The 22,995-nt window shown below is 73.9% G+C and carries 19 protein-coding genes; 8 read left to right on the plus strand and 11 right to left on the minus strand.

What is annotated here, in order from left to right:
* Positions 1–24: 24 nt before the first annotated feature.
* The 8 genes from AC0KTA_RS25755 to soxR form a co-directional block, all read right to left on the minus strand.
* Entirely contained in the window at positions 25–801 is a 777-nt protein-coding gene (locus tag AC0KTA_RS25755; RefSeq protein ID WP_481050589.1) for an SDR family NAD(P)-dependent oxidoreductase, read from the minus strand.
* Between the two features lie 60 nt (positions 802–861).
* Complete coding sequence (gene nirD / locus AC0KTA_RS25760; protein WP_481050590.1) at positions 862–1,290, minus strand: nitrite reductase small subunit NirD; 429 nt, start codon at positions 1,288–1,290, stop codon at positions 862–864.
* Positions 1,287–3,857, minus strand: coding sequence for a nitrite reductase large subunit NirB (gene nirB, locus AC0KTA_RS25765; RefSeq protein ID WP_481056561.1), 2,571 nt, complete (start codon positions 3,855–3,857; stop codon positions 1,287–1,289). Before nirB ends, nirD begins: the two co-directional genes overlap by 4 nt.
* A gap of 13 nt (positions 3,858–3,870) precedes the next feature.
* The gene (locus AC0KTA_RS25770) at positions 3,871–5,127 is read right to left on the minus strand and encodes an NAD(P)/FAD-dependent oxidoreductase (RefSeq protein WP_481050591.1); all 1,257 of its coding nucleotides are present in this window, start codon (positions 5,125–5,127) and stop codon (positions 3,871–3,873) included.
* Between the two features lie 942 nt (positions 5,128–6,069).
* On the minus strand, positions 6,070–6,714 hold the full coding sequence (locus tag AC0KTA_RS25775; protein WP_481050592.1) for a class F sortase: 645 nt from the start codon (positions 6,712–6,714) through the stop codon (positions 6,070–6,072).
* Positions 6,715–6,892: 178 nt separating this feature from the next.
* Positions 6,893–7,519 carry a hypothetical protein gene (locus AC0KTA_RS25780; protein ID WP_481056562.1) on the minus strand — a complete coding sequence of 209 codons (627 nt, stop codon included), beginning with the start codon at positions 7,517–7,519 and terminating at the stop codon, positions 6,893–6,895.
* A 299-nt stretch (positions 7,520–7,818) separates the two neighbouring features.
* Positions 7,819–8,673, minus strand: coding sequence for an aminotransferase class IV (locus tag AC0KTA_RS25785; RefSeq protein WP_481050593.1), 855 nt, complete (start codon positions 8,671–8,673; stop codon positions 7,819–7,821).
* A gap of 82 nt (positions 8,674–8,755) precedes the next feature.
* On the minus strand, positions 8,756–9,214 hold the full coding sequence (soxR, locus tag AC0KTA_RS25790; RefSeq protein WP_481050594.1) for a redox-sensitive transcriptional activator SoxR: 459 nt from the start codon (positions 9,212–9,214) through the stop codon (positions 8,756–8,758).
* Positions 9,215–9,277: 63 nt separating this feature from the next.
* On the opposite strand from soxR, the gene AC0KTA_RS25795 reads away from it, so the two are divergent.
* Positions 9,278–9,931 carry an NADPH-dependent FMN reductase gene (locus tag AC0KTA_RS25795; RefSeq protein ID WP_481050595.1) on the plus strand — a complete coding sequence of 218 codons (654 nt, stop codon included), beginning with the start codon at positions 9,278–9,280 and terminating at the stop codon, positions 9,929–9,931.
* A 30-nt stretch (positions 9,932–9,961) separates the two neighbouring features.
* On the opposite strand, the gene AC0KTA_RS25800 is transcribed toward AC0KTA_RS25795, so the two are convergent.
* Both AC0KTA_RS25800 and AC0KTA_RS25805 read right to left on the minus strand, forming a co-directional pair.
* Complete coding sequence (locus tag AC0KTA_RS25800; RefSeq protein WP_481050596.1) at positions 9,962–11,287, minus strand: sensor histidine kinase; 1,326 nt, start codon at positions 11,285–11,287, stop codon at positions 9,962–9,964.
* Positions 11,284–12,015: a hypothetical protein gene (locus AC0KTA_RS25805; RefSeq protein WP_481050597.1), complete on the minus strand. Its 732-nt coding sequence runs from the start codon at positions 12,013–12,015 to the stop codon at positions 11,284–11,286. Before AC0KTA_RS25805 ends, AC0KTA_RS25800 begins: the two co-directional genes overlap by 4 nt.
* Before the next feature lie 264 nt (positions 12,016–12,279).
* On the opposite strand from AC0KTA_RS25805, the gene cutA reads away from it, so the two are divergent.
* Entirely contained in the window at positions 12,280–12,609 is a 330-nt protein-coding gene (cutA, locus tag AC0KTA_RS25810; protein WP_481050598.1) for a divalent-cation tolerance protein CutA, read from the plus strand.
* Positions 12,606–13,124: a gamma-glutamylcyclotransferase family protein gene (locus AC0KTA_RS25815; RefSeq protein WP_481050599.1), complete on the plus strand. Its 519-nt coding sequence runs from the start codon at positions 12,606–12,608 to the stop codon at positions 13,122–13,124. Before cutA ends, AC0KTA_RS25815 begins: the two co-directional genes overlap by 4 nt.
* A gap of 58 nt (positions 13,125–13,182) precedes the next feature.
* On the opposite strand, the gene AC0KTA_RS25820 is transcribed toward AC0KTA_RS25815, so the two are convergent.
* Positions 13,183–15,372, minus strand: a complete 2,190-nt coding sequence (locus tag AC0KTA_RS25820; protein WP_481050600.1) for a molybdopterin oxidoreductase family protein — start codon at positions 15,370–15,372, stop codon at positions 13,183–13,185.
* 166 nt (positions 15,373–15,538) lie between these two features.
* Between AC0KTA_RS25820 and AC0KTA_RS25825 the strand changes: the two genes are divergently transcribed.
* From AC0KTA_RS25825 to AC0KTA_RS25845, 5 genes are all read left to right on the plus strand, one after another.
* Entirely contained in the window at positions 15,539–16,435 is an 897-nt protein-coding gene (locus AC0KTA_RS25825; RefSeq protein WP_481050601.1) for a sirohydrochlorin chelatase, read from the plus strand.
* Between the two features lie 46 nt (positions 16,436–16,481).
* The gene (locus AC0KTA_RS25830) at positions 16,482–17,861 is read left to right on the plus strand and encodes a deoxyguanosinetriphosphate triphosphohydrolase (protein WP_481050602.1); all 1,380 of its coding nucleotides are present in this window, start codon (positions 16,482–16,484) and stop codon (positions 17,859–17,861) included.
* A 146-nt stretch (positions 17,862–18,007) separates the two neighbouring features.
* Positions 18,008–19,270 (plus strand): NAD(P)/FAD-dependent oxidoreductase, encoded by a 1,263-nt coding sequence (locus tag AC0KTA_RS25835; RefSeq protein WP_481050603.1) that lies wholly within the window; start codon positions 18,008–18,010, stop codon positions 19,268–19,270.
* A gap of 196 nt (positions 19,271–19,466) precedes the next feature.
* Complete coding sequence (dnaG, locus tag AC0KTA_RS25840; RefSeq protein ID WP_481050604.1) at positions 19,467–21,368, plus strand: DNA primase; 1,902 nt, start codon at positions 19,467–19,469, stop codon at positions 21,366–21,368.
* Between the two features lie 217 nt (positions 21,369–21,585).
* Positions 21,586–22,941 carry an RNA polymerase sigma factor gene (locus AC0KTA_RS25845; protein WP_481050605.1) on the plus strand — a complete coding sequence of 452 codons (1,356 nt, stop codon included), beginning with the start codon at positions 21,586–21,588 and terminating at the stop codon, positions 22,939–22,941.
* The last annotated feature ends 54 nt before the right edge of the window (positions 22,942–22,995 follow it).

Here is a 22,995-nt window from a genome sequence, read left to right on the forward strand (position 1 = left end):
CGCCCGCACGCGGACGGCCGTGGCTCAGGCCGACGCGCCCCCGTCGACCACCAGGTCCGTGCCCACGACCGACGCGGCGTCGTCCGACGCCAGGTAGAGGACGGCCGCCGCGATCTCGGCGGTGTCGGAGACCCGGCCGAGCGGCGACTCGCCCTTCATGCGGGCGGTGCGGTCGGCGTCGCTCTCGCCGGGGCGCAGCGACATCGAGGTCGCGGACGGGCCGGGGCTGACGGCGTTGATGCGGACGCCGTCCTGGATGTGGTCGAGGGCGGCGCCGCGGGTGAGCGCGGAGACGGCGGCCTTCGCGGCGACGTACCCGGCGATGCCCGGACGGCGCTTGTGCGCGCCCAGGTTGGAGGCGATGTTCACGATCGCGCCGCCGCCCTCCTGGGCGCGCATCTGCCGCACCTCGGCCCGGAGCGCGAGGAACACGCCGGTCACGTTGGTGTCGAGCAGGGCGTGCCAGTCCTCCTCGGAGAGGTCGGCGACCGGCGCGCCGCCGCGGAGGAGGCCCGCGTTGTTCACGGCCACGTCGAGGGAGCCGAAGCGGTCCACGGCGGCGCGCACCACGGCCTCGACGTCGGCGGCGCGCGTCACGTCGGCGGTGTGCGCGAGGGCCGTGCCGCCCGCCTCCTCGATCAGCGCCACGGTCTCCTTCAGCGGGCCCTCGGACCGGCCGGTGACGACGACGTTCGCGCCCTCGGCGGCGAAGGCCAGCGCGACGGCGCGGCCGAGGCCGGAGCCGCCGCCGGTGACGAGGGCGGTGCGACCGGTGAAGCGGGTGCGGGCTGCGGCGGGCATGGGGACTCCTCGGCGTATGAGAGCGCCTGGCCCGCCAGTATTGGACCAGGCGATCCAATACTAGGCGGAGACCCGCGCCTCGTACACCCCCACCCCCACCTCGTCGTCGTCGAGACACCGCCCCGTCTCCAGGTCGAAGCGCTGCTTCAGCAGCGGCGAGGCGACGAACGGGCGGCCGTCCGCCGACCCGACGAGACCGCGCGAGAGCACGGCCGCGCCGGAGAACGGGTCGCGGTTGTCGATGGCGTACAGCCGTCCGGCGCGGTCCAGGAACAGCGCCGCCTGCCGCCGCCCGTCCGGGAGCAGCACGGCCACGCCCCGGCTCGGGGTGAGGCGCGCTGCGGCGCACACGGTCAACCAGGCGCCGTCCAGGCGCAGTTGGACGCTCGCGTCGGCGGGCGCGGCGGGCGCGGGCGCGTCGGCCGCCGTGGTCGTATCGGCCGTACCGGCCGTATCGGTCGCCGTGCTCGTATCGGTCATCGTCGTCATCGCGCGGAGCTTCCTTCCAGGGGCCGCAGGGTCAGCAGCGGCAGGTCGGGCTTGATCTGGCCGCGTTCGGGGACGAAGGCGACGAGGGGGTCCGGGGACTCGGGCGCGTTCACGAACGACACGAACCGCGCGAGGCGGTCGGGGTCGGCGAGGGTCTCGGCCCACTCGTCGCGGTAGTACGCGACGTGGTCCGCCATCAGGGCCTCCAGCTCGGCGCAGATCCCCAGCGAGTCGTCCACCACCACGTCGCGCACGTGGTCGAGGCCGCCGTCGATCCGCTCCAGCCAGGCCGAGGTGCGCTCCAGGCGGTCGGCGGTGCGGATGTAGAACATCAGGAACCGGTCGATGAGCCGCACCAGTCCGGCGTCGTCCAGGTCCTGGGCGAGCAGGTCCGCGTGGCGCGGCGTCGCGCCGCCGTTGCCGCCGACGTACAGGTTCCAGCCGCTCGCCGTCGCGATCACGCCGAAGTCCTTGGAGCGGGCCTCCGCGCACTCGCGGGCACACCCCGACACCGCCGACTTCAGCTTGTGCGGGGCGCGCAGCCCCCGGTAGCGCAGCTCCAGGTCGATCGCCATGCGCACCGAGTCCTGCACGCCGTAGCGGCACCAGGTCTGCCCGACGCAGGACTTCACCGTGCGCAGCGCCTTGCCGTAGGCGTGCCCGGACTCGAAGCCCGCCTCGACCAGACGGGCCCAGATCAAGGGGAGTTGCTCGACCCGCGCGCCGAACAGGTCGATGCGCTGGCCGCCCGTGATCTTCGTGTAGAGCCCGAACTCCCGTGCCACCTCGCCGATCACGATGAGCTTGTCCGGCGTGATCTCACCGCCAGGGATGCGCGGCACCACCGAATACGAGCCGTTCTTCTGGAGGTTGGCGAGGAAGTGGTCGTTGGTGTCCTGCAGGGCCGCCTGCTCGCCGTCGAGCACATAGCCGTCGGCGCCGATCGCGGGCGCCAGCGAGGCGATGACCGAGGCGACCGCGGGCTTGCAGGTCTCGCAGCCCTCGCCGCCACGCGCCGCCTCGCGGCCGTGCCGGTCGAGCAGCTCCTGGAAGGAGGCGACGCGCAGGGTGCGGACGATCTCGTACAGCTCCTGGCGGGTCTGCGCGAAGCAGCCGCACAGGCCCGTGTCGCCGGACTGCGGAAGCAGCTGGCCGATGAGCTTGACGCAACTCCCGCAGCCCGTACCGGCCTTGGTGCACTTCTTCACCTCGGGCAGCGTCGCGCAGGCCTGCACCGCGTCCTTGGTGACGTTGTGGCAGTTGCACACCACCGCGTCGCCGGGCAGCGCCTCCGGGCCGAGGGTCGGGGCGGCGCCCGCGCCCGCGGGCAGCACCAGCTGCTCGGCGGGCACCGGCGGCACCGAGCCGGTCAGCGCGCGCAGCGTCCCGTACGCCTCCGTGTCGCCCACGAGCACCCCGCCGAGCAGCGTGCCGTCCGCGCCGACGACCAGCTTCTTGTACGTGCCCGAGCGGGAGTCGGCGTACGAGACGTCGAGGCAGTTCTCGGCCGCGCCGTGCGCGTCGCCGAACGACGCCACGTCGACGCCGAGCAGCTTCAGCTTGGTGGACATGTCGGCGCCCGTGAACGCCGCGTCGCAGTCGTCGCCGGAGGCGATCGCGGCGGCCGCCGTCTGCGCCATCTCGTAGCCGGGCGCGACCAGGCCGTACACCCGGCCGTCGGCGGCCTGCGCGCACTCGCCGATCGCGTACACCGCCGGGTCGCTGGTGCGGCACCGCTCGTCGACGGTGACGCCGCCGCGCTCGCCGACCGCGAGGCCGCAGTCGCGGGCGAGCTGGTCGCGCGGCCGCACGCCCGCCGAGAACACGACCAGGCCGACCTCCAGCTCCGAGCCGTCCGAGAGGCGCATCGCGCGCACCGCGCCCGCGTCGTCGGTGAGGATCTCCTGCGTGCCGGTGCCCGTGTGCACCGCGAGGCCCCGGCCGGTCAGCGTGCGCAGCAGCGCCGCGCCGCCGCCGTCGTCGACCTGCGCGGGCATCAGGCGCGGCGCGAACTCCACGATGTGCGTGCCGAGGCCGAGCCCCTGCAGCGCGCCCGCCGCCTCCAGGCCGAGCAGCCCGCCGCCGACCACCGCGCCCGTCGTGGCGTTCGCCTTCGCGTACGCCTCGATGGCGAGGACGTCCTCGATGGTGCGGTAGACGAAGCAGCCGTCCGCGTCCTTGCCCGGCACCGGCGGCACGAACGGCACCGAGCCGGTGGCGAGGACGAGGGTGTCGTACGTGAGGGTGCGCCCGGCGCGCGAGGTGACGGTCCGCGCCTGCCGGTCGATGTGCTCGGCGGGGTCGCCGACGTGCAGCTCGATGCCGTGCTTCTCGATGAACTCCGCGTCGGTGACGGAGAGTTCGTCCGGGGTGCGGCCGGAGAAGTACGAGGTGAGCTGGACGCGGTCGTAGGCGGGGCGCGGCTCCTCGCACAGGACGACGACGCGGTGCGTCGCGGTCAGGCCGTGCTCGGCGAGGGCTTCGAGGAAGCGCTGGCCGACCATGCCGTGCCCGACGAGGACGAGGGTCTTCTTGAGCGCCGGGTCCATCGGGTCCTTCGGGTCCATGGCATCCATGAGGTCAGTGGCCTCCGTCGTGAGTGAGCAGGTGCAGCAGCGGGCTGCCGTCGTCGGGCAGGGGTTCGTCGGACTCCCAGGCACGGGCGAGCGCGCCCACGGCCGTCAGCTCGCCGAGGAGTACGCCGCCGACCAGCCGGTCGCCGCGCACGACGACCTTGCGGTAGGTGCCGCGGGTGGCGTCCGTGAGGCGCACGACGTCGTCGTCGGGGCGGGTCTCGGGGTCGCCGAACGCCGCCAGTTCCAGGGGGTGTTCGCGGTGCGGAAGGGTCAGCCGGGTCAGCGAGCGGGTGCCGGAGTACGGGCGGGCCGAGTCCGGGTTCGGGGACGTCAGGGCGGCGGCGAGGGCGTCGGCCTGGTCGAGGGCGGGTGCGGCCAGGCAGCGGGCCTCGCCCGCGTGCTCGGCGCAGTCCCCGATGGCGCGGATGTGCGGGTCGCTGGTGCGCAGGTGGTCGTCCACGACGACGCCGCGCCGCACGTCCAGGCCCGCCGCGCGGGCCAGTCCGATGCGGGGGCGCACGCCGCAGGCCAGAACCGTCAGGTCGGTGCCCAGCACGTACCCGTCGGCGAGCTCCACCGACCGCACCGCCCCGTCGATCTGCCGCACGCCGCGCACCCGGCACTCGGTGTGCACCTCCACGCCGAGGGCGGTCAGATGCCGGTGCACCAGCTCCGACGCGTCCGGGTCGAGCTGGCGCTCCATGAGCCGGTCGCCCTGCTGCGCCAGGACCACCTGGACACCCCGGTCGGCCAGCGCGCGCGCCGCGCACACGCCGAGCAGCCCGCCACCGACGACCACCGCGCGCGTGCCCTCGCGGGCGGCCTCGGAAAGCGCCAGACAGTCGGCCATCGTCCGGAACGCGTGCACCCCGCCCGGCAGCTCCGTGGCGCCGGGCGCGAACAGGCCGCGCAGCGGCGGCAGCACCGGGTTGGCGCCGGTGGCCAGGACCAGGGTGTCGTACGGGACGCGGGAGCCGTCCTCGCACAGCACCACGCGGTCGGCGCGGTCGACGCGGACGGCGCGGGTGCGCAGGTAGGAGCCCGGGGCGGGCTCCGGCAGCGTGATCAGCTCCGGGCCGTAGCGGCCCGCGAGCACGTCCGTGAGCAGGACGCGGTTGTACGGGGCGTGCGGCTCCTCGCCGATCAGGACTGCGTCCGGGCCCAGGCGGGCGGCCAGGCGGGCGCCAGCGAGGCCGGCGCCCAGCACGACTACGCGGGGCCGCGGGTGCGGGGGCCTCGGGTGCGGGGTCCTCTGGGTCATGCTCCGCAGCGTGCGGGGCGGACGTTTCCCGGTGGGTACCGGGTTGTTTCCCGCGCGGAACGGCGGGCTCAGCGGGGTGGGGTGGCGGCTGTGAGGGGCGCTGGCCGCGCGGGCTGGACGGGGTTCACCGCTGTCCCACGCGGGGTGGACGGGGGTCACCGCTGCGCGGTGGGGGGTTGTCGCCGGGGGCGGTGGGTTTCTTGCCCGCGGGCAGGTGGGTGGTGCCCCGCCGCTGGCGCGGCGGGGTTTCTCCCGCCCGCCCACCCGTCTCGGTGGGACTTTGGGTGGGGCCGGGGCTCGTTTGTCGGCTGGTGGTCTTTCTGCTGCGGGTTCGTGGGTGGTGCCCGCCGCTGACGCGGCGGGATTGCTCCCACCCGCCCACCCGTTGCGGTCGGACTTTGGGTGGGCCCGAGGGGGTTCGTTCACCGGCCGTGGAGCCTTTTGCTGCGGGGTTGTGGGTGGTGCCCGCCGCTGCGCGGCGGGTTTCTCCCACCCGCCCGCCCGTTTGCGGTCGGACTTTGGGCGGGGGCCGGGGGATCGTTCCTCGGCCGGTCGCTTTTTTGCTGCGGGGCGGTGGGTGGTGCCCGCCGCTGCGCGGCGGGATTTTCCCGCCCGCCCGCCCGTCTCGGTGGGACTTTGGGTGGGCCACGGGGTGGCCCGAGCGGTTGGGCGGGTGGGTGGGGTGTGTCCCGGATGTTTGGGTGGGTGGGGTGCGCTGGACGTTTGGCTGGCGTGGGTGGGGTGCCCTGGACGGTTGGGTTCGGCAGCGGGTTCCGGCGGTGCGGCTGGGACGAGGGTCACGGGTGGGTGGGTGGGAGGCTCCGCCGCGGAGCGGCGGAGGGGGTTGCAGACGGCTCGCCCGGTGTGGCTGGGGGTGAGGGGTCGCTGCGGCTGGCGGCAGCCGGCTCGCTGAGGTGGAGGGGTTGCCGCAGCCGGCGGCAGCTACCTCGCCCCGGTGAGGTGGGCGAAGACGACCACGTTTCCCTGGTAGCCCGTCTCCTTGGAGTACGCCCCGCCGCAGGTGATGACCCGCAGCTCGGGCCGCGCCGCGGCACCGTACACCTTCTCGTCGGGGAACCCCTTCGCGTCGTACACCTCGACGGCGTCGACCGTGAACAGCGCGACCCCGCCGTCCCGCCGCTCCACCTCGATCACGCGGCCCTTGGCGAGCCCGCCGAGGCGGTAGAAGACGGCGGGCCCCTCCGCGTTGTCGACGTGCCCCGCCACGATCGCCGTACCCCGCTCACCGGGCGTGGTCCCCGCCTCGTACCACCCGGCGAGATTCTTGTGCCGCGACGGCGGCACATCGAGGCTGCCCTGCCGGGTCAGCCCGAGCCCCATCAGCGGCGCGTCCACGTCGATCGCCGGGATGCGGATCCGGTCGGGCGGCGACGGCGGCAGCGGCGCGGCGGCGGTCAGCCCCACGCGGCCGGTGCCGGGCGCGGCCGCCTGCGAGGCCGACGGCTGCGGCGGCGGATGGGACGCCGTGCCCTCGTACACCAGCCAGGCACCGCTGCCCAGCGCGAGCGCGGTGACGGTGGCTATGACGGAGGTACCGAACCTCCCTCGCCGCTGTGTCCGGCGCATGGCTCGCCCCCTCGGGGTCGGGGATGGGGAGTGGGTATGTGCGGGTGCACGGGTGTGTACCGGCGGCGGCGCGGTTCAAGGCCCACGGCCAGTCCCCGCCTCCCCCTCCCGCCCGCGAGGGACGGCGGACGGGAGCGGGAGGGGAGCGGCGGTACCCGCGGACCGCGGAGGGGGCCCGTCAGATCCTGTCGCCTCTCGCCCGGCGATGCAGGAGCCAGGTACCGCCCGCGGCGGCGACGGCGAGAACCGCCACGCCCGCCGCGGTCTTCACGGGATCGGGGCCAAGGGCGCCGCCGACCCCCGTCTTCACGTGCCCCCGCGGATGCACCGGCACGGGCACCGGCTGCTCCTCGCGGGCGGACGCCGTGGACGTCAGCGTCACCGACAGGTCGCCCGCCACCTGCCGGCCGTCGTCCGCGCCGGAGCCCGCACAGCGCGCGACGATCTCGTACGTACCGGGCTGCGCCGACGGCGGCACCTTGAACCGCCCGGACGCCACCTCCGGGCGCTCCGCCGCGGCGAGCGCGAAGGTGCCCGCGCCCACCGCGCTCGCGTCCCCCGTCGCGCTGCCGTCCGCGCCGCACGCCGTCGTGCGCACCGTGACGGTGGTGCCGGGCGTGACGGTGGCCGGTGCCACCTCCAGGCCGCCGACGGGCGCAGCGGGTGCGACGGGTGCGACGGGTGCGACGGGCGCGACGGGTGCGACGGCGGCGTCCACCGCGGACGCGGACGCGGGGGCGGCGAGCAGGCCGGCCGAGGTGACTGCGAGCGCGGCGGAGGTCGTCAGCTTGCGGGCGGTGCGCATGGTCTTGCGGGCAGTGCGCATGGGTGCTTGCTCCTGTCGAGGCCTTCGTGCGGGACGCACCTTTGAGGTAAGTGGCACTCGGCCCCGCACGCCTGTTGAGGGGGCATCAGAAACACTGCGCGGGCCCGCATCCTGACGCTTCGACGGGAACGTTCCAGCAGGTCACCGGGGGTGTCGTGGAGAGCGGACCGAAGCCGTGGCGCGGCGCCTGTGAATGGGTGACCCGGCCCGGCGTCCGTGCACCGGCGACCCGGCCGGGCTCACGTCGGGCTCCCGCTCAGCTCACGTCGGGCTCCCGCTCAGATCAGGTCGCCGGGGACGTCCTCGTACACCCCCGCGACGATCGCCATCAGCTTCGCGTCGAAGGGAAGGTCCACGTCGTCCACGCGCCGCACTGGACTGACACCCCAGGAGTTCGTGACGAAGGCGGCCCGGTACCCGGGCAGATTCCGCAGCCGCACCGGCCCCCGGCGCGTGGGCAGCCCCGCGTCCGCGAGCCGCGCCTCGAGGAGCTGCATGGTGATGCCCGCCAGGTGCGGGCCGTCGGGCCACACCACCTCGTGCCCGTCGAAGAAGGCCACATTCGTGATGGCGCCCTCGCTGATCACACCGTCCGGGCCGGTGAGCAGCGCCTCGTCGTAGCCCGCGCGGCGCGCCTCGCGCCCGTGGTAGGCCTGCCCGAAGCCGCCGAGGTGCTTGATGTGCGCGACCGGCCGCACGTACGGCACGGACTTCAGCGCCTGCGCCCGGTCCGCCAGGGCGGCAGCCAGCTCGGTCGGCGGGCGCACGGTGACCATCAGGGACGGGGTGCCGCCGGGGGCGTGCACGTACACGCGGACCGAGGCGTCGCGGATGATGCCGGTCGCGCTGTCGGCGCCGCCGTCCCCGGCGAGCGCGTGCCGCACCAGGCCGCGGACCCGCTCGCCGTCGAGCCCCTGGTCGAACAGCTCGCGGGTGGCGGCGTCCAGGCGCGCCAGATGCAGCCCGAGGCCACGCACCCGGCCGTCCCTGACCTGCATGGCGGTGAAGTGCCCGAAGGTGTCGAGGGCGCGGGCGCGCAGCGAGTCGACGGTGGCGGGCGCGCCGTCGACCTCAAGTCGCGTCACATCGCCGCTGGTTGGGCTGGTCGGGCTGCTTGGGGGTGTCTTCGTCATGGCGCCACCGTACGTTCGCGATCACGTGGCCACGTACGGAGTACGCCCGCGCGCCGCGCGCGGACGACCCGCGGCCGGCCCCTCAGTCCTCCAGCAGGCGGCGCGGCCCCGGCCCGTGCGCGGCGAGCTCGTCCCACGGGTTCGACAGGGCGCACCGGTCGAGCGAGAGGCAGCCGCAGCCGATGCAGTCCGTGAGGTTGTCGCGCAGCCGCTGCAGGGTGCGGATGCGTTCGTCCAGGTCCGCGCGCCAGCACTCCGAGATGCGGGCCCAGTCCTCCCGGGTGGGCGTGCGGTCCTCCGGGAGCAGCTTCAGCACCTCGCGGATGGTGGCGAGGGGGATGCCGAGTCGCTGCGAGGTGCGGATGAAGGCGACGCGGCGCAGTGTGTCCCGGCTGTAGCGGCGTTGGTTGCCGGAGGTGCGACGGCTGGAGATGAGCCCTTCCCGTTCGTAGAAACGCAGCGCGGAGGGCGCCACTCCGCTGCGCTCGGCGAGCTCGCCGACGGTGGCTTCCTTGGCGTCCGGTGCGAGATGCGTCGTCATGCCGCCAGATTAGTCGCGGACACCGCTTGACCTAAACCTTGGTTTAGGTCAGAAGCTCTCTGCATGAACACCACCACGGCCCAGACCGTTTCCCCGATCTCTTCCCCGTCCCCCGCCGCCGTCCTCAAGGACACCGCCGATACGCCGGTGAAGGTCGCCGTGATCGTCGGCAGCAACCGCGAGGGCCGCTTCGGCCCGGTGGTCGCCGAATGGCTGCTGCGCCGGGTGCGCGGCCACGAGGGTTTCGAGGCGGACGTCGTCGACCTGGCCGAGGTGGACCTGCCCACCTCGCTGTCCTTCAGTCCCTCCGCCGACGTCCTCGCCGAGCTCGCCAAGGTCACCCCGAAGCTGGCCGAGGCCGACGCCTTCATCGTCCTTACACCTGAGTACAACCACTCCTTCCCTGCGTCCTTGAAGAACGTCATCGACTGGCACCGCGACGAATGGCAGGCCAAGCCCGTCGCCCTCGTCTCCTACGGCGGGATCTCGGGCGGCCTGCGCGCCGTCGAGCAGCTCCGCCAGGTCTTCGCCGAGCTGCACATGGTCACCGTCCGCGACACGGTGTCCTTCCACAACGCGGGCTCGCTCTTCGACGCCGACGGCAACCACCGCGACCCCGCCGTCGCGGACGCCGCGGCCCAGGGCATGCTGGACCAGCTCCGCTGGTGGGCGTGGGCGCTGCGGGGCGCCAAGGAGGTGCGGGCGTACGGCAGTTGACGCCCTGCGCGCGGCCTGCGATCTGCGCGCTCACGCCTCCGGCAGGCGTACGACCGCCACCGCCCCGCCGTCGGCGGCGTTGCTCAGCTCCACCCGCGCGCCGATGACGGCGGCCTGCCCGAGCGCGATGGTCAGGCCGAGGCCGGTGCCCTGGCCGCGTTCCCGGGCGCCGGTCTGGAACCGCTGCGGGCCCTCGCGCAGCAGGTGTGGCGGGAAGCCCGGGCCGCGGTCGCGCACGGTGACCACCGCCCCGTCGACGCGCAGGTCGACGGGGCCGCCGCCGTGCTTGCGGGCGTTGCCCACGAGGTTCGTCAGGATCCGTTCCAGGCGGCGCGCGTCGGTCCGTACGAGACGTTCGCCGGCGCGCGCGAACCGCACCCCGCGGCCGCTGAACTGATCGGCGCAGCCCGCCCGTTGGACCATGCCCTCGACGAGCGTGCCCAGCGGGTGCACGTCCAGGTCGGGCCGCTCCACGTCGGCGTCGAGCCGGGCGACCTCGAGCAGGTCCTCGGTGAGGGCGCGCAGGGCGACGACGCGGCCCTGCACCAGCTCGGTGGGGCGGCTCGGCGGCAGCAGTTCGGCCGCCGTGTGCAGCCCGGTCAGGGGCGTGCGCAGCTCGTGCGCGACGTCCGCGGTGAACCGCTGCTCGGCCTCCAGGCGCCGCTGCAGCGAGGCGGCCATGGTGTCGACTGCGGTGGCCAGGTCGGCGACCTCGTTCTTGCCGTGCCGGAAGCCCGGCGGCAGCGGATGGCCGATGCGGGCGTCCAGCTCGCCCTGGCTGATGCGGCGCGCCGTGGCGGCCGCCGTCCGCAGATCACGGCTGAGCCTGCTGGCGAGGGCCGCGCCGCCGAGCGCGGCGAGCGCCACGACGACGGCGCCGGACCCGATGAGCTGCCGGTCGAACTCGGCCATCTCGTCGGCCTGTTCGCGCAGCGGCATCCGTACGGAGAGCACGTGCTCGCCGACCGGCCGCGCCGCCCACACGACGGGTTCGCCGCCCCCCGCCCCGTCCATGTCCAGATACGTGGTGCGGCGCCCGTCGAGCGCGGCGGCCCGCAGCGGTCCCGGCAGGCCGGGCGCGTCGATGGCCGCGTCCGTGTCGTCCTGCGGGACCTGCCCGGTCAGCTCGTACACCTGACGCACCCGCACGAGCTGCGCGGTGGCCGCGGACCGGGCGCCGTCGCACACCTGGTCCAGGCGCGCGTGGTGGACGAGCAGCCCGATGGCGACGGCGACGACCGCGCACCCGGCGGCGAGCAGCGCGGCGATCTTCCAGCGCAGGCCGAGGGTGTTGAGGGCGGCGAGGGCGCGGGCGGGCAGCCGGACGAGGAGCGCACCCAGGGGGCGGAGCGTCATGGGCGGGCTCCGGGGTGGCCGGGGTGGCCGGAGCCGTCGGACTTGCCGGGGTCGCCGGAGGGCGAAGGCAGAGTGGTCCCGTCCTCCCCGTGACCGGGCTTCTCATAGCTCTTGACGTCGCTGACGGTGGACATCCGGGTGCCGTCCCAGTGGTAGCGCACGGCCTGCTCGCCGCCGTCCGCGCACGGGCTGCGCACCAGCAGATCGGTGCCGAGCGTCTCAACGGCGAGCCGCCGCCCCGCGGTGAACAGGATCGGATAGACCTTCCCGCGCTCCTCGTGGTAGACGGCGAGCACGCTGCGCCCGCTCTCCACGTCGATCGCGACGAGCATCTCGGGCCGGCCGTCACCGGTGAGGTCGGTGCGCACCGGGGGCCGGATGCCTGGGTGCCCCGGCTTCTTGATCATCGGCCGGTCGGCGAGCGTCCGCAGCCGAGTGTCGGCGCGCAGCAGTTCCCGTACGTCGGCCTTGGCGAGCCCGCCGGGCCCGAGCGCGTCGAGTCCTTCGAGCGGCTCGGGCGGCGGCTGCTTCGCCGTCGGGTCCGCGCCGGGCGCCGACGGCGACGACCCCGACCAGGCGGACCACAGCGGCTCCGGGCGCGGCTGCACCGACACCGGCGGGGCCGGTTCGCCGGTGCCGAGACCGTCGGCGCCCCCGCACGCGCAGAGCACGGCGGCGGCCAGGGCGGCGAGGGGTGTGCCCAGGAGAAGGCGGAAGCGCAGATGCATGGAGGAACCGGGGAACCGGGGGCAGGGGGCTTGGTGGTGGCCGGTCCCGGGGGGAAGCGCCGGGGATGCGGCGGAGACCGGCCACCGCGATCGACGGTAGGAAGGACGCATCACAGAAACCCGGAGGTTGTGTAACAGTCACCGCTGAAGCGAGGAATTCGGCGATATCAGGACCTTTGGCCAGGCCGGTAGCCTCCCAAGAACCTGGGGCCCGCCCCACCTCGGACGAACCCCGACGAGCCCCCGATACGAGGAGCGAAAACCGTGCCAGAACCGACCGCCGTCCTCACGGTCCTGACCACCACGGACACCCCGGGCAAGGCCGACGCCCTGGCGCGCGGCGCGGTCGACGCGCGCCTCGCGGCCTGCGCGCAGATCAACGGCCCGGTCACGTCCGTCTACCGCTGGGAGGGCGCCATCGAGACGGCCCGCGAGTGGCAGGTGCTGCTCAAGACCACCGAGGAGCGGTACGAGGAGCTGGAGTCCTGGCTGGTCCGCGCCCACGAGTACGAAACCCCGGAGATCATCGCCACCCCCGTGACCCGGGGCAGCGCGGCGTACCTGGCCTGGGTCGCCGAGGAGACCGCCCGGTGACGCCGGACCGCCGACCCGCCGAGCCGCTGCCGGTCTTCGTGTACGGCACCCTGCGCCCTGGCGAACGCAACCACGCCGCGTACCTGCGCGGCCGGATCACGTCGACCACCCCCGCCCGCCTCCCGCACACGGTCCTGTACGCCGGCCCCGGCTACCCCTACGCCGTGGAAACCCCCGAAGCCGCCCCCGTCCACGGCGACTTGATCACCCCCGACCCCGCCGCGTACGAAGCCGTCCTGACCGCACTGGACCGCCTGGAGGACTACTCCCCGGGCGACCCCGACAACCTCTACGAACGCGTGGCCCGAGAGGTCACGTGCGAGGACGGCACGAGAACGAGGGCATGGGTGTACGTGGCGGCACCAGGCCTGGCGGCCCGCCTACGGGCGACGGGTTCCCTCCTGCCGGAGGGAACATGGCCGCCTGGCGATTCGGCCCGCCCCGGTGACCTTTCTGCCCGCCCCGGCAATGTTTCAGCCCGTCCGGCGTTTGAGGACGAGCGCGAAGCGCGATGAGCGGGGGTCCAGGGGGCGGCAGCCCCCTGGTCTCGGGAAGGGGCGGGATTGGGGAACCTCACAGCCGCTCAACCCGAACCGCACACACCTTGAACTCCGGCATCCGCGACACGGGGTCCAACGCAGGATGCGTAAGCGTGTTGGCCCGCCCTTCCCCCGGCCAGTGGAACGGCATGAACACGGTGTCGGGCCGAATCCCGGTGGTGACCCGCGCGGGCACCACCACCCGCCCCCGCCGAGACACCACAGCCACAGCCTCCCCATCGGCCACCCGCAACCGCGCGGCCAACCGAGGATGCACCTCCACGAACGGCCCGGGCGCGGCGGCGTTCAGCTCGTCCACCCGCCGCGTCTGCGCCCCGGACTGGTATTGCGCGAGCACCCGCCCGGTGGTCAGCACCACCGGATACTCGCCGTCGGGCTCCTCGGCGGAGTCTCGATGCACGACCGGAACGAACCGGGCAAGCCCGTCCTCGGTGGCGAACCGCTCCAGGAACAGCCGAGGCGTCCCCGCATGCGCATCCTCCCCGTCAGGGGCACCCGGACAAGGCCAGAACACCCCCGCCCCGTCGTCCTCCACCAGCCTCTCGTACGAGATCCCCGAATAGTCCGCGACCCCACCCGCGCTGGCCCGCCGCAACTCCTCGAACACCTCCTCCGGCTCGACGGGGAACCCCTTCCCGTGCCCGAGCCGCGAGGCGAGCCCGTGCAGCACCTCCAGGTCGCTGCGCACCCCGTCCGGCGGGTCCACGGCCTGCCGCCGCAGCAGCACCCGCCCCTCCAGGTTGGTGACGGTGCCGGTCTCCTCGGCCCACTGCGTCACCGGCAGCACGACGTCGGCGAGCCGAGCGGTCTCCGAGAGCACCACATCCGCGACGGCGAGGAAGTCCAATGACCGGATCCGCTCCTCCACATGCGCGGCGCGCGGCGCGGACACCACCGGGTTGGAGCCCATGAGCAGCAGCGACTTCACGTCCCCGCCGAGCGCGTCGAGCAGTTCGTACGCGGACCGCCCCGGCCCGGGCAGCGAGTCGGGGTCGACGCCCCAGACCCCCGCGACATGGGCCCGCGCCGCCGGGTCGGTGAGCTTGCGGTAGCCGGGCAACTGGTCGGCCTTCTGGCCGTGTTCGCGCCCGCCCTGCCCGTTGCCCTGTCCGGTCAGGCAGCCGTACCCGGACAGAAGCTGTCCGGGTCGTCCCGTGGCCAGACACAGGTTGATCCACGCGCCCACCGTGTCCGTCCCCTTGGACTGCTGCTCGGGCCCGCGCGCGGTGAGCACCATGGCGTGCTCGGCGGCGGCGAACCGCCGTGCCACCTCCCGCAGTTGGGGCACCGGCACCCCGGTGATCCGCTCCACGTACTCGGGCCAGTGCGCCATCGCGGCGGCCCGCGCCTCTTCCCAGCCGGTCGTACGTTCCCGGATGTACGCCTCGTCGGTGCGGCCCTCGGCCACCACGAGGTGCAGCAGCCCGAGGGCGAGCGCGAGGTCGGTGCCGGGGCGGGGGGCCAGGTGCAGGTCGGCCTGCTCGGCGGTGCGGGTGCGGCGCGGGTCGACGACGATCAGCGTGCCGCCGTTCTCCTTCAGCTCCGTCAGGTACCGCAGCGCGGGCGGCATCGTCTCCGCGATGTTGGAGCCGACGAGGATCAGGCACCCGGTGCGCGCGACGTCCGCGAGCGGGAACGGCAGCCCCCGGTCGAGCCCGAACGCCCGCGTGCCGGCGGCCGCGGCGGACGACATGCAGAACCGGCCGTTGTAGTCGATCTGCGAGGTCCCCAGCACGACCCGCGCGAACTTCCCGAGCGCGTAGGCCTTCTCATTGGTGAGCCCGCCCCCGCCGAACACCCCGCACGCGTCGGCCCCGTACGCGTCCCGCGTCCGCGCGAGCCCGTCGGCGACCCGGTCCAGCGCCTCGTCCCACCCCGCCGGCTCCAGCTCACCCGTGACCCCGGACCGCACCAGCGGCCCGGTCAACCGCACCCGCGACGACAGCACGGCAGGCGCCGTACGCCCCTTCCCGCACAACGCGCCCCCATTGACGGGAAACGCGGCCCGCTCCACGACCTCCACGCCGCCGTCCGCCCCGCGCACCAGCCCCATGCCGCACTGCAGCGCGCAGTACGGGCAGTGGGTGAGCGTGGCAGCGGCGTCCGACGCGGACGCACGGGACCCCGTGTCCGACGCGGCCGCCCGGGGCCCCGCCGCGCCCGCGGACCGCGCGGACTGTTCCGATGTCGCCATGAAGTGCATCCCGCCACTTTCCGCCGCCCGTGTTTCACCCCCCGGCCCGCCGGGTTACACGCGCGGTACGCCGACCTCCGCCCGCCCCGGCCCCCGGTGTGAGGTGTGAGCCCCCCGAAAAGAGCCGTCACCCCGGCGCAACGGGGCGGCAACGTGGCGCCGTCATTCTCGGTGCATGACGCCGTCGAATCCGCATCCGGACACCGCGACCGGGCTGGACACCGCGGCCCAGCTCATGACCCGTATCACCGGCGAGCTGGGCACCCGGCTCGGTCTGGTCACCCTCAGCGGGGCGCGCAGGCCGTGCCCCGGCGGCGACGCCCCCGCCCTGGTCGTCGTCGCCCACGGCAGCCGCGACCCGCGCGCCCTCACCACCGTGACCGCGCTGCTCGACGTGGTGCGCGCGCTGCGTCCGGGCCTCGACGTGCGGCTCGGGCACATCGAGCTGAACGAGCCCGCCCTCGACGACACCCTGCGCGGGCTGCCCGCCGAGGGCCCCGGCGCCGTACTCGTACCGCTGCTGCTCAGCCGCGGCTATCACGTCAAGCACGACATACCGGCCGCCGCGGCCGCCTGCGCGGGGCGGACTCTCCGCGTCGCCGAGCCGCTCGGCCCGCACCGCCTCCTCGACGAGGCCCTGCACGCCCGCCTGGTCGAAGCGGGCTGGCCCGCCCCCGGCACCCCGGCCGCCGGTCACGGCGTCGTCCTCGCCGCCGCGGGCTCCCGCGACCCGGACTCCGCCACCGACACCCGCCGCGCCGCCGACCGGCTCGCCCGCCGCCTCGGCGTCCCCGTCGTGCCCGCCTACGCCACGCCGACCGAGCACACCCCGACGACCGTGCCCGCCGCCCTGCGCGCGCTCGCCGAGCGCGGCGTACGGCACACCGCCGTCGCCTCGTACTTCACCGCGCCCGGCCGCTTCGCCACCCAGGCCGCCGACGCCGCGCCGTGGCTCGCCGCCGCCCCGCTCGGCGCGCACCCGGCGCTCGCCGCCCTGCTGCTGCACCGCTACGACCAGGCCCGTTCCACCGCGCCCGCCGCCACCCCGCACCGGCAGCTGACGTCCGCCTGACGGGGCCCCGGCGCACGCGTCCCACCGCTCCGTCTACTGTCGGTGCATGGAAGGCACAGCACCGCACGCGCACACCGTTTACTACGACGAGGCGGCCACGGAGCGATGGGCCGCCGAACCCGACAAACGACCGGGCCGCACCGCCTTCCAGCGGGACCGCGCGCGCGTCCTGCACTCCGCCGCGCTGCGCCGCCTCGCCGGCAAGACCCAGGTCGTCACGCCCGGCACCATTCCCCAAGCTCTCGGCTTCGCTCGAGCAGGGGAGACCCCATCCCAGGCCTGGGACGCCAGCGCCCGCACCCGGCTCACCCACTCCCTGGAGTGCGCGCAGGTCGGCCGGGAGCTCGGCGCCGCCCTCGGCTGCGACGCGGACCTGGTGGAGACCGCCTGCCTCTCCCACGACCTCGGCCACCCCCCGTTCGGCCACAACGGCGAGCAGGCCCTGAACGAAGTCGCCCAGGGCTGCGGCGGATTCGAGGGCAACGCCCAGTCCCTGCGGCTGCTCACCCGCATCGAGCCCAAGCGCTTCGTACGCAGCGGGGGGAGCGGCGAGCTGGTCAGCGTGGGCCTCAACCTCACCCGCGCCGCCCTGGACGCCGCCACCAAGTACCCGTGGCCGCGCGGCGCCCACCCCACCGACCCGTCCTCGGTGAAGTTCGGTGTGTACGACGACGACCGGCCGGTGTTCGACTGGATCCGCAAGGAGGCGCCGGGCGACCCCGCCGGGCCCGGCCACCGCACCTGCTTCGAGGCGCAGATCATGGACTGGTCGGACGACGTCGCGTACTCGGTGCACGACGTCGAGGACGGCCTGCACGCCGGCCACATCGACCCGAACATGCTGCACGCCGAGCCCGAACGCCAGGACGTCTTCGCCGTCGCCATCGGACGCTACGTACCCGCCGACACCGACCCGGCGGAACTCGCCGAAGCCCTCGACCGGCTCCAGGACCAGGAGTGGTGGCCGCACGGCTACGACGGCTCCGCCGTCGCCCAGGGCCGCCTGAAGGACGCCACCAGCCAACTCATCGGCCACTTCTGCCTCGCCGCGGAGGCCGCGACCCGCGAGCGGTACGGCACCGGCCCGCTCACCCGGTACGCCGCCGAACTCGTCGTGCCCCGCGCGGCCCGCCTGGAGTGCGCGGTCCTCAAGGCCGTCGCCGACCGCTATGTGATGCAGCGCCCCGCACAGGAGCGGCTCCGCGCCGACCAGCGCGTCGTCGTCGCCGAACTCGCCGACGCCCTCACCCGCCGCGCCCCCGAGGGCCTCGACCCGCAGTTCCGGGCGCTGTACGACGCGGCGCCCGACGACCGCGCCGCCCAGCGCGTCGTCATCGACCAGATCGCATCCCTTACGGACGACGCGGCGCGGTCCCTGCACACGCGGCTCACCGCACGACACCCGAAAAACCACAGCGACAGGTGACCATGGGGTGAACTGGCCGTGCAGGAATCCACCGGAGCATGAGCGCTGGAGGTGACGGAAAGTGGCCACTAGAGCGCACACCCCCTTCCGTCCTCACGCTCCGTGCGGGACGCTCGAGTGAGCTGAAGGTTTCGAGGAGGCATCAAGTGGTCGACGCGGATCAGACGTTCGTCATCGTCGGAGGGGGCCTCGCGGGCGCGAAAGCGGCCGAGACGCTCCGCAACGAGGGCTTCACCGGCCGGGTGATCCTCATCGGCGACGAGCGCGACCACCCGTACGAACGCCCGCCCCTGTCCAAGGGCTATCTCCTCGGCAAGGAGGAGCGCGACAGCGTCTTCGTGCACGAACCCGGGTGGTACGCGCAGGCCGACGTCGAGCTGCACCTCGGCCAGACCGTCGTCGCCATAGACCGCGCCGCGCACACCGTCCGGCTCGGCGACGGCACGGTGATCCGCTACGACAAGCTGCTCCTCGCCACCGGCGCCGAGCCGCGCCGCCTGGACGTGCCCGGCACCGACCTCGCCGGCGTCCACCACCTGCGCCGCCTCGCCCACGCCGACCGCCTCCGGCACGTGCTCGCCGCCCTCGGCCGCGACAACGGCCACCTGGTGATCGCGGGCGCCGGCTGGATCGGCCTCGAAGTCGCCGCGGCCGCGCGGGAGTACGGCGCGGAGGTCACCGTCGTCGAGCCCGAGCCGACGCCGCTGCACTCCGTGCTGGGCCCCGAGGTCGGCCAGATGTTCGCCGACCTGCACGCCGAGCACGGCGTCCGCTTCCACTTCGGGGCCCGGCTGACCGAGATCACCGGCCAGGACGGCATGGTCCTCGCCGCCCGCACGGACGACGGCGAGGAGCACCCGGCGCACGACGTGCTCGCCGCGATCGGCGCCGCCCCGCGCACCGCGCTCGCCGAGTCCGCGGGCCTCGCCCTCGTGGACCGCGCGGACGGCGGCGGCATCGCCGTCGACACGTCGCTGCGCACGTCCGACCCGGACATCTACGCCGCCGGTGACGTCGCCGCCGTCGACCACCGGCTCTTCGATGCCCGGCTGCGCGTCGAGCACTGGGCCAACGCCCTCAACGGCGGCCCGGCCGCCGCCCGCGCCATGCTCGGCAAGGACGTCCGTTACGACCGCGTGCCCTACTTCTTCTCCGACCAGTACGACCTGGGCCTCGAGTACTCGGGCTGGGCGCCCCCCGGCTCGTACGACCAGGTCGTGATCCGCGGCGACGCGGGCAAGCGCGAGTTCATCGCCTTCTGGCTCCGCGCCGGCCAGATCCTGGCGGGCATGAACGTAAATGTGTGGGACGTCACGGAGCCGATCCAACGCCTCATCCGCGAGGGTGTGCGCCCTGACCAGGAGGCGCTCTCCGATCCCTCCAAGCCGCTGGAGTCGCTGCTCGGCTAGATCGCGCTCCGCGCTCGTCCTCAATCGCCGGACAGGCTATTTCCCCCAGCCTGTTCCGGCGAGTATCCAGCCCGTCCGGCGTTTGAGGACGAGGCCCGGAGGGCCGAAAAGGGGGAGAGGGGCGAAGCCCCATAAAGCAGCCCCACATAGTGGACCGTGGACAAGGCGCCCCCGCCAGCAGCCGTAGAATCCCTGCGTGGCAGGACGGATCAATGACGAAGACGTGAAGGCGGTTCGGGACGCGGTCCCGATCGACGCCGTCGTCTCCGAGTACCTCCAGCTGCGCAACGCGGGCGGCGGCAACCTCAAGGGCCTGTGCCCCTTCCACGACGAGAAGTCACCGTCGTTCCAGGTCAGCCCCAGCAAGGGCCTGTTCCACTGCTTCGGCTGCCAGGAGGGCGGCGACACCCTCACCTTCGTGATGAAGGTCGACCACCTGACCTTCTCCGAGGCGGTGGAGCGCCTCGCCGCCAAGGCGGGCATCACACTGCGTTACGAGGAGGGCGGGTACAACCCGTCCCACCAACGCGGCGAGCGCATCCGCCTGATCGAGGCCCACAAGGCGGCCACCGAGTTCTACATCGACCGGCTGGAGAGCCCGGAGGCCGAGATCGGCCGAAAGTTCCTCGCGGAGCGCGGCTTCGACCAGGCCGCGGCCGCGCACTTCGGCGTGGGCTACAGCCCCGCGGGCTGGGACCACCTCACCCGCTTCCTGCGCGGCAAGGGCTTCACGGACAAGGAGCTGATCCTCTCCGGGCTCTCCCAGGACGGCCGCCGCGGCCCCATCGACCGCTTCCGGGGCCGCCTGATGTGGCCGATCCGCGATATCGGCGGCGAGGTCGTCGGCTTCGGCGCCCGCAAGCTCCGCGACGACGACAACGGCCCGAAGTACCTGAACACGCCCGAGACCCCGGTCTACAAGAAGTCCCAGGTCCTGTACGGCATCGACCTCGCCAAGAAGGACATCGCCAAGGCCAGCAGGGCCGTCGTCGTCGAGGGCTACACCGACGTGATGGCCTGCCACCTCGCGGGCATCACCACGGCCATCGCGACCTGCGGCACGGCCTTCGGCACCGACCACATCAAGATCCTGCGGCGCCTGCTCATGGACAACGGCTCGGCCCGCGTGATCTTCACCTTCGACGGCGACGCGGCCGGCCAGAAGGCGGCCCTGCGCGCCTTCGAGGACGACCAGAAGTTCGCCGCCGAGACGTACATCGCCATCGCGCCCGACGGCATGGACCCCTGCGAGCTGCGCCTGGCCAAGGGCGACGAGGCGGTCGCCGACCTGGTCGAGCCGCGCACCCCGCTGTTCGAGTTCGCGCTGCGCCAGATCGTCGCGCGGTACGACCTGGAGACCCCCGCGGGCCGCGCCGCCGCCCTGGACGAGGCGGCGCCGGTCGTCGCCCGCATCAAGAACTCCGGCGCGCAGCACGAGGTCGCCGTGCAGCTCGCGGGCATGCTCGGCATCCTCGACACGCAGTTCGTGGTCAAGCGCGTGGGCCAGCTCGCCCGCTGGGCGCGCGACCGCGGCGGCAAGGGACCGGCGCCGGGGCGCGGCGCCCCGCAGGCGCCCGCCCCGGCCGCCCGCCCCGGCCACGCGGGCCCCGCCCTGAACCTGCGCAACCCGGTGTACGCCACCGAACGCGAGCTCCTGAAGCTCGCCCTCCAGCACCCGCACCTGGTCTCCCCGGCCTTCGACGCGTACGGCGTGGACGAGTTCACCGCCGCCCCGTACGCCGCCGTGCGGCAGGCCATCCTCGACGCGGGCGGCGCCGAGTACGGCACCCAGGACCCGCAGGAGTATCTGGTCCGGGTCCGCGAAGCCGCCCCCGACGACGCGGTCCGCGCCATGGTCACGGAGCTGGCCGTGGAAGCGATCATGCGGCGGACCGTGGACGAGATGTACGCGGGCGAACAGCTCGTCACGGTCCGGCTGCGCGCCGTAGACCGCCGAGTACGCGACGTCCAGGGGACGTTTGCGCGACTCACGGGCAGCCACGGCGACCCCGAGCAACTCTCCGCCGTACAGAACGAGTTGTGGGTGCTGCAGCAGTATGGCCGTGCACTGCGGGAACAGGGCCCGGCGGCCCTGTGACCTCGCGGGTGCGCGAAAGTTCTAGCCTGTCCGGCGATTGAGGACGAGGCGCGGAGCGCCGATAAGGCGGGGTGCCAGGGGCGGCAGCCCCTGGTTTCGGGGAAGGGGCGGGCCTGGGGCGCCCCGCGAGGGGTAACCGGCTGGTCACGGACCGGACTCAAAAAGTGCTCGCACGCCCCTCGTGGCGGCCGTGTGTCGTACTCCACACTGGGGTGCGGTGCCTGAGTCCTCGGAGCGCGGCCGGCCCGCAGAAGACAGCGGGTCCGACATCCCCGCGGTTCCACACATCGTGTTCGGGACGGACAGCGGCGAGGCCGTCGACGCCGGTCCCGCTGTACCGCTGCCGTCCCCCGCTGCAGCGATCACCCTGGAGGTCGCCCCCGTGCAGACCCAGACCCTCACCCAGACAGACACCGCCGCGCCCGCCCCCGTGGACGTGGCGGCCGACGCCGACACCGACGTCATCGCGACGGTGCCGCCGCAGGGCCCCGCGCCGCTCCACCCGGAGCTGGCCCCGGACGAGCGCCTGGCCGCGGTGACCGTCGAGCCGGTCGAGCCCGTCGAGGCGGCAGAGCCCGTCGAACCCATCGAGGCGGCCGAACCCGCCGAGACCGCAGAGGTCATCGAGCTGGCAAGGCCCCGAGCCCGCGCCGATACCGGCGGCCCCTCGTCCGACCTGTTCCGCCAGTACCTGCGCGAGATCGGCCGGATACCCCTGCTCACCGCGGCCGAGGAGGTCGAGCTCGCGCGCGGCGTCGAGGCCGGTCTCTTCGCCGAGGAGAAGCTGGCGGGCACCCCGGACCTGGACTCCCAACTCGCCCTGGACCTCGACAAGCTGGTGGTCCTGGGCCGGATGGCCAAGCGCCGCCTCATCGAGGCCAACCTGCGCCTGGTCGTCTCCGTCGCCAAGCGCTATGTGGGCCGCGGCCTGACCATGCTCGACCTCGTCCAGGAGGGAAACCTCGGCCTGATCAGGGCGGTCGAGAAGTTCGACTACGCCCGCGGCTACAAGTTCTCGACGTACGCCACCTGGTGGATCCGCCAGGCCATGTCCCGCGCGCTCGCGGACCAGGCCCGCACCATCCGAGTCCCCGTCCACGTGGTCGAGTTGATCAACCGCGTCGTCCGCGTCCAGCGCCGCATGCTGCAGGAACGCGGCTACGAACCGACCCCCGAAGAGGTCGCCGCCCAACTGGACCTGCCGCACGAGCGCGTCAGCGAAGTCCTGCGCCTGGCGCAGGAACCGGTGTCGCTGCACGCGCCCGTGGGCGAGGAGGACGACGTCGCGCTCGGCGACCTCATCGAGGACGGCGACGCCACGAGCCCCGTGGAGTCGGCGGCGTTCCTGCTCCTCCGCGAGCACCTGGAGGCGGTCCTCTCCACCCTCGGCGAACGCGAACGCAAGGTCGTCCAACTCCGCTACGGCCTGGCGGACGGCCGCCCCCGCACCCTGGAGGAGATCGGCAGAATCTTCGGCGTAACCCGAGAACGAATCCGCCAGATCGAATCAAAGACCCTCAACAAACTGAGGGACCACGCCTTCGCGGACCAACTCAGGGGTTACTTGGACTAGGGGGTGAGGTGCCGTCCGTAGTTGCGGGCAATCGTGCCGCAGGGCGGCACGGGT

Source organism: Streptomyces sp. Y309 (assembly GCF_056712025.1).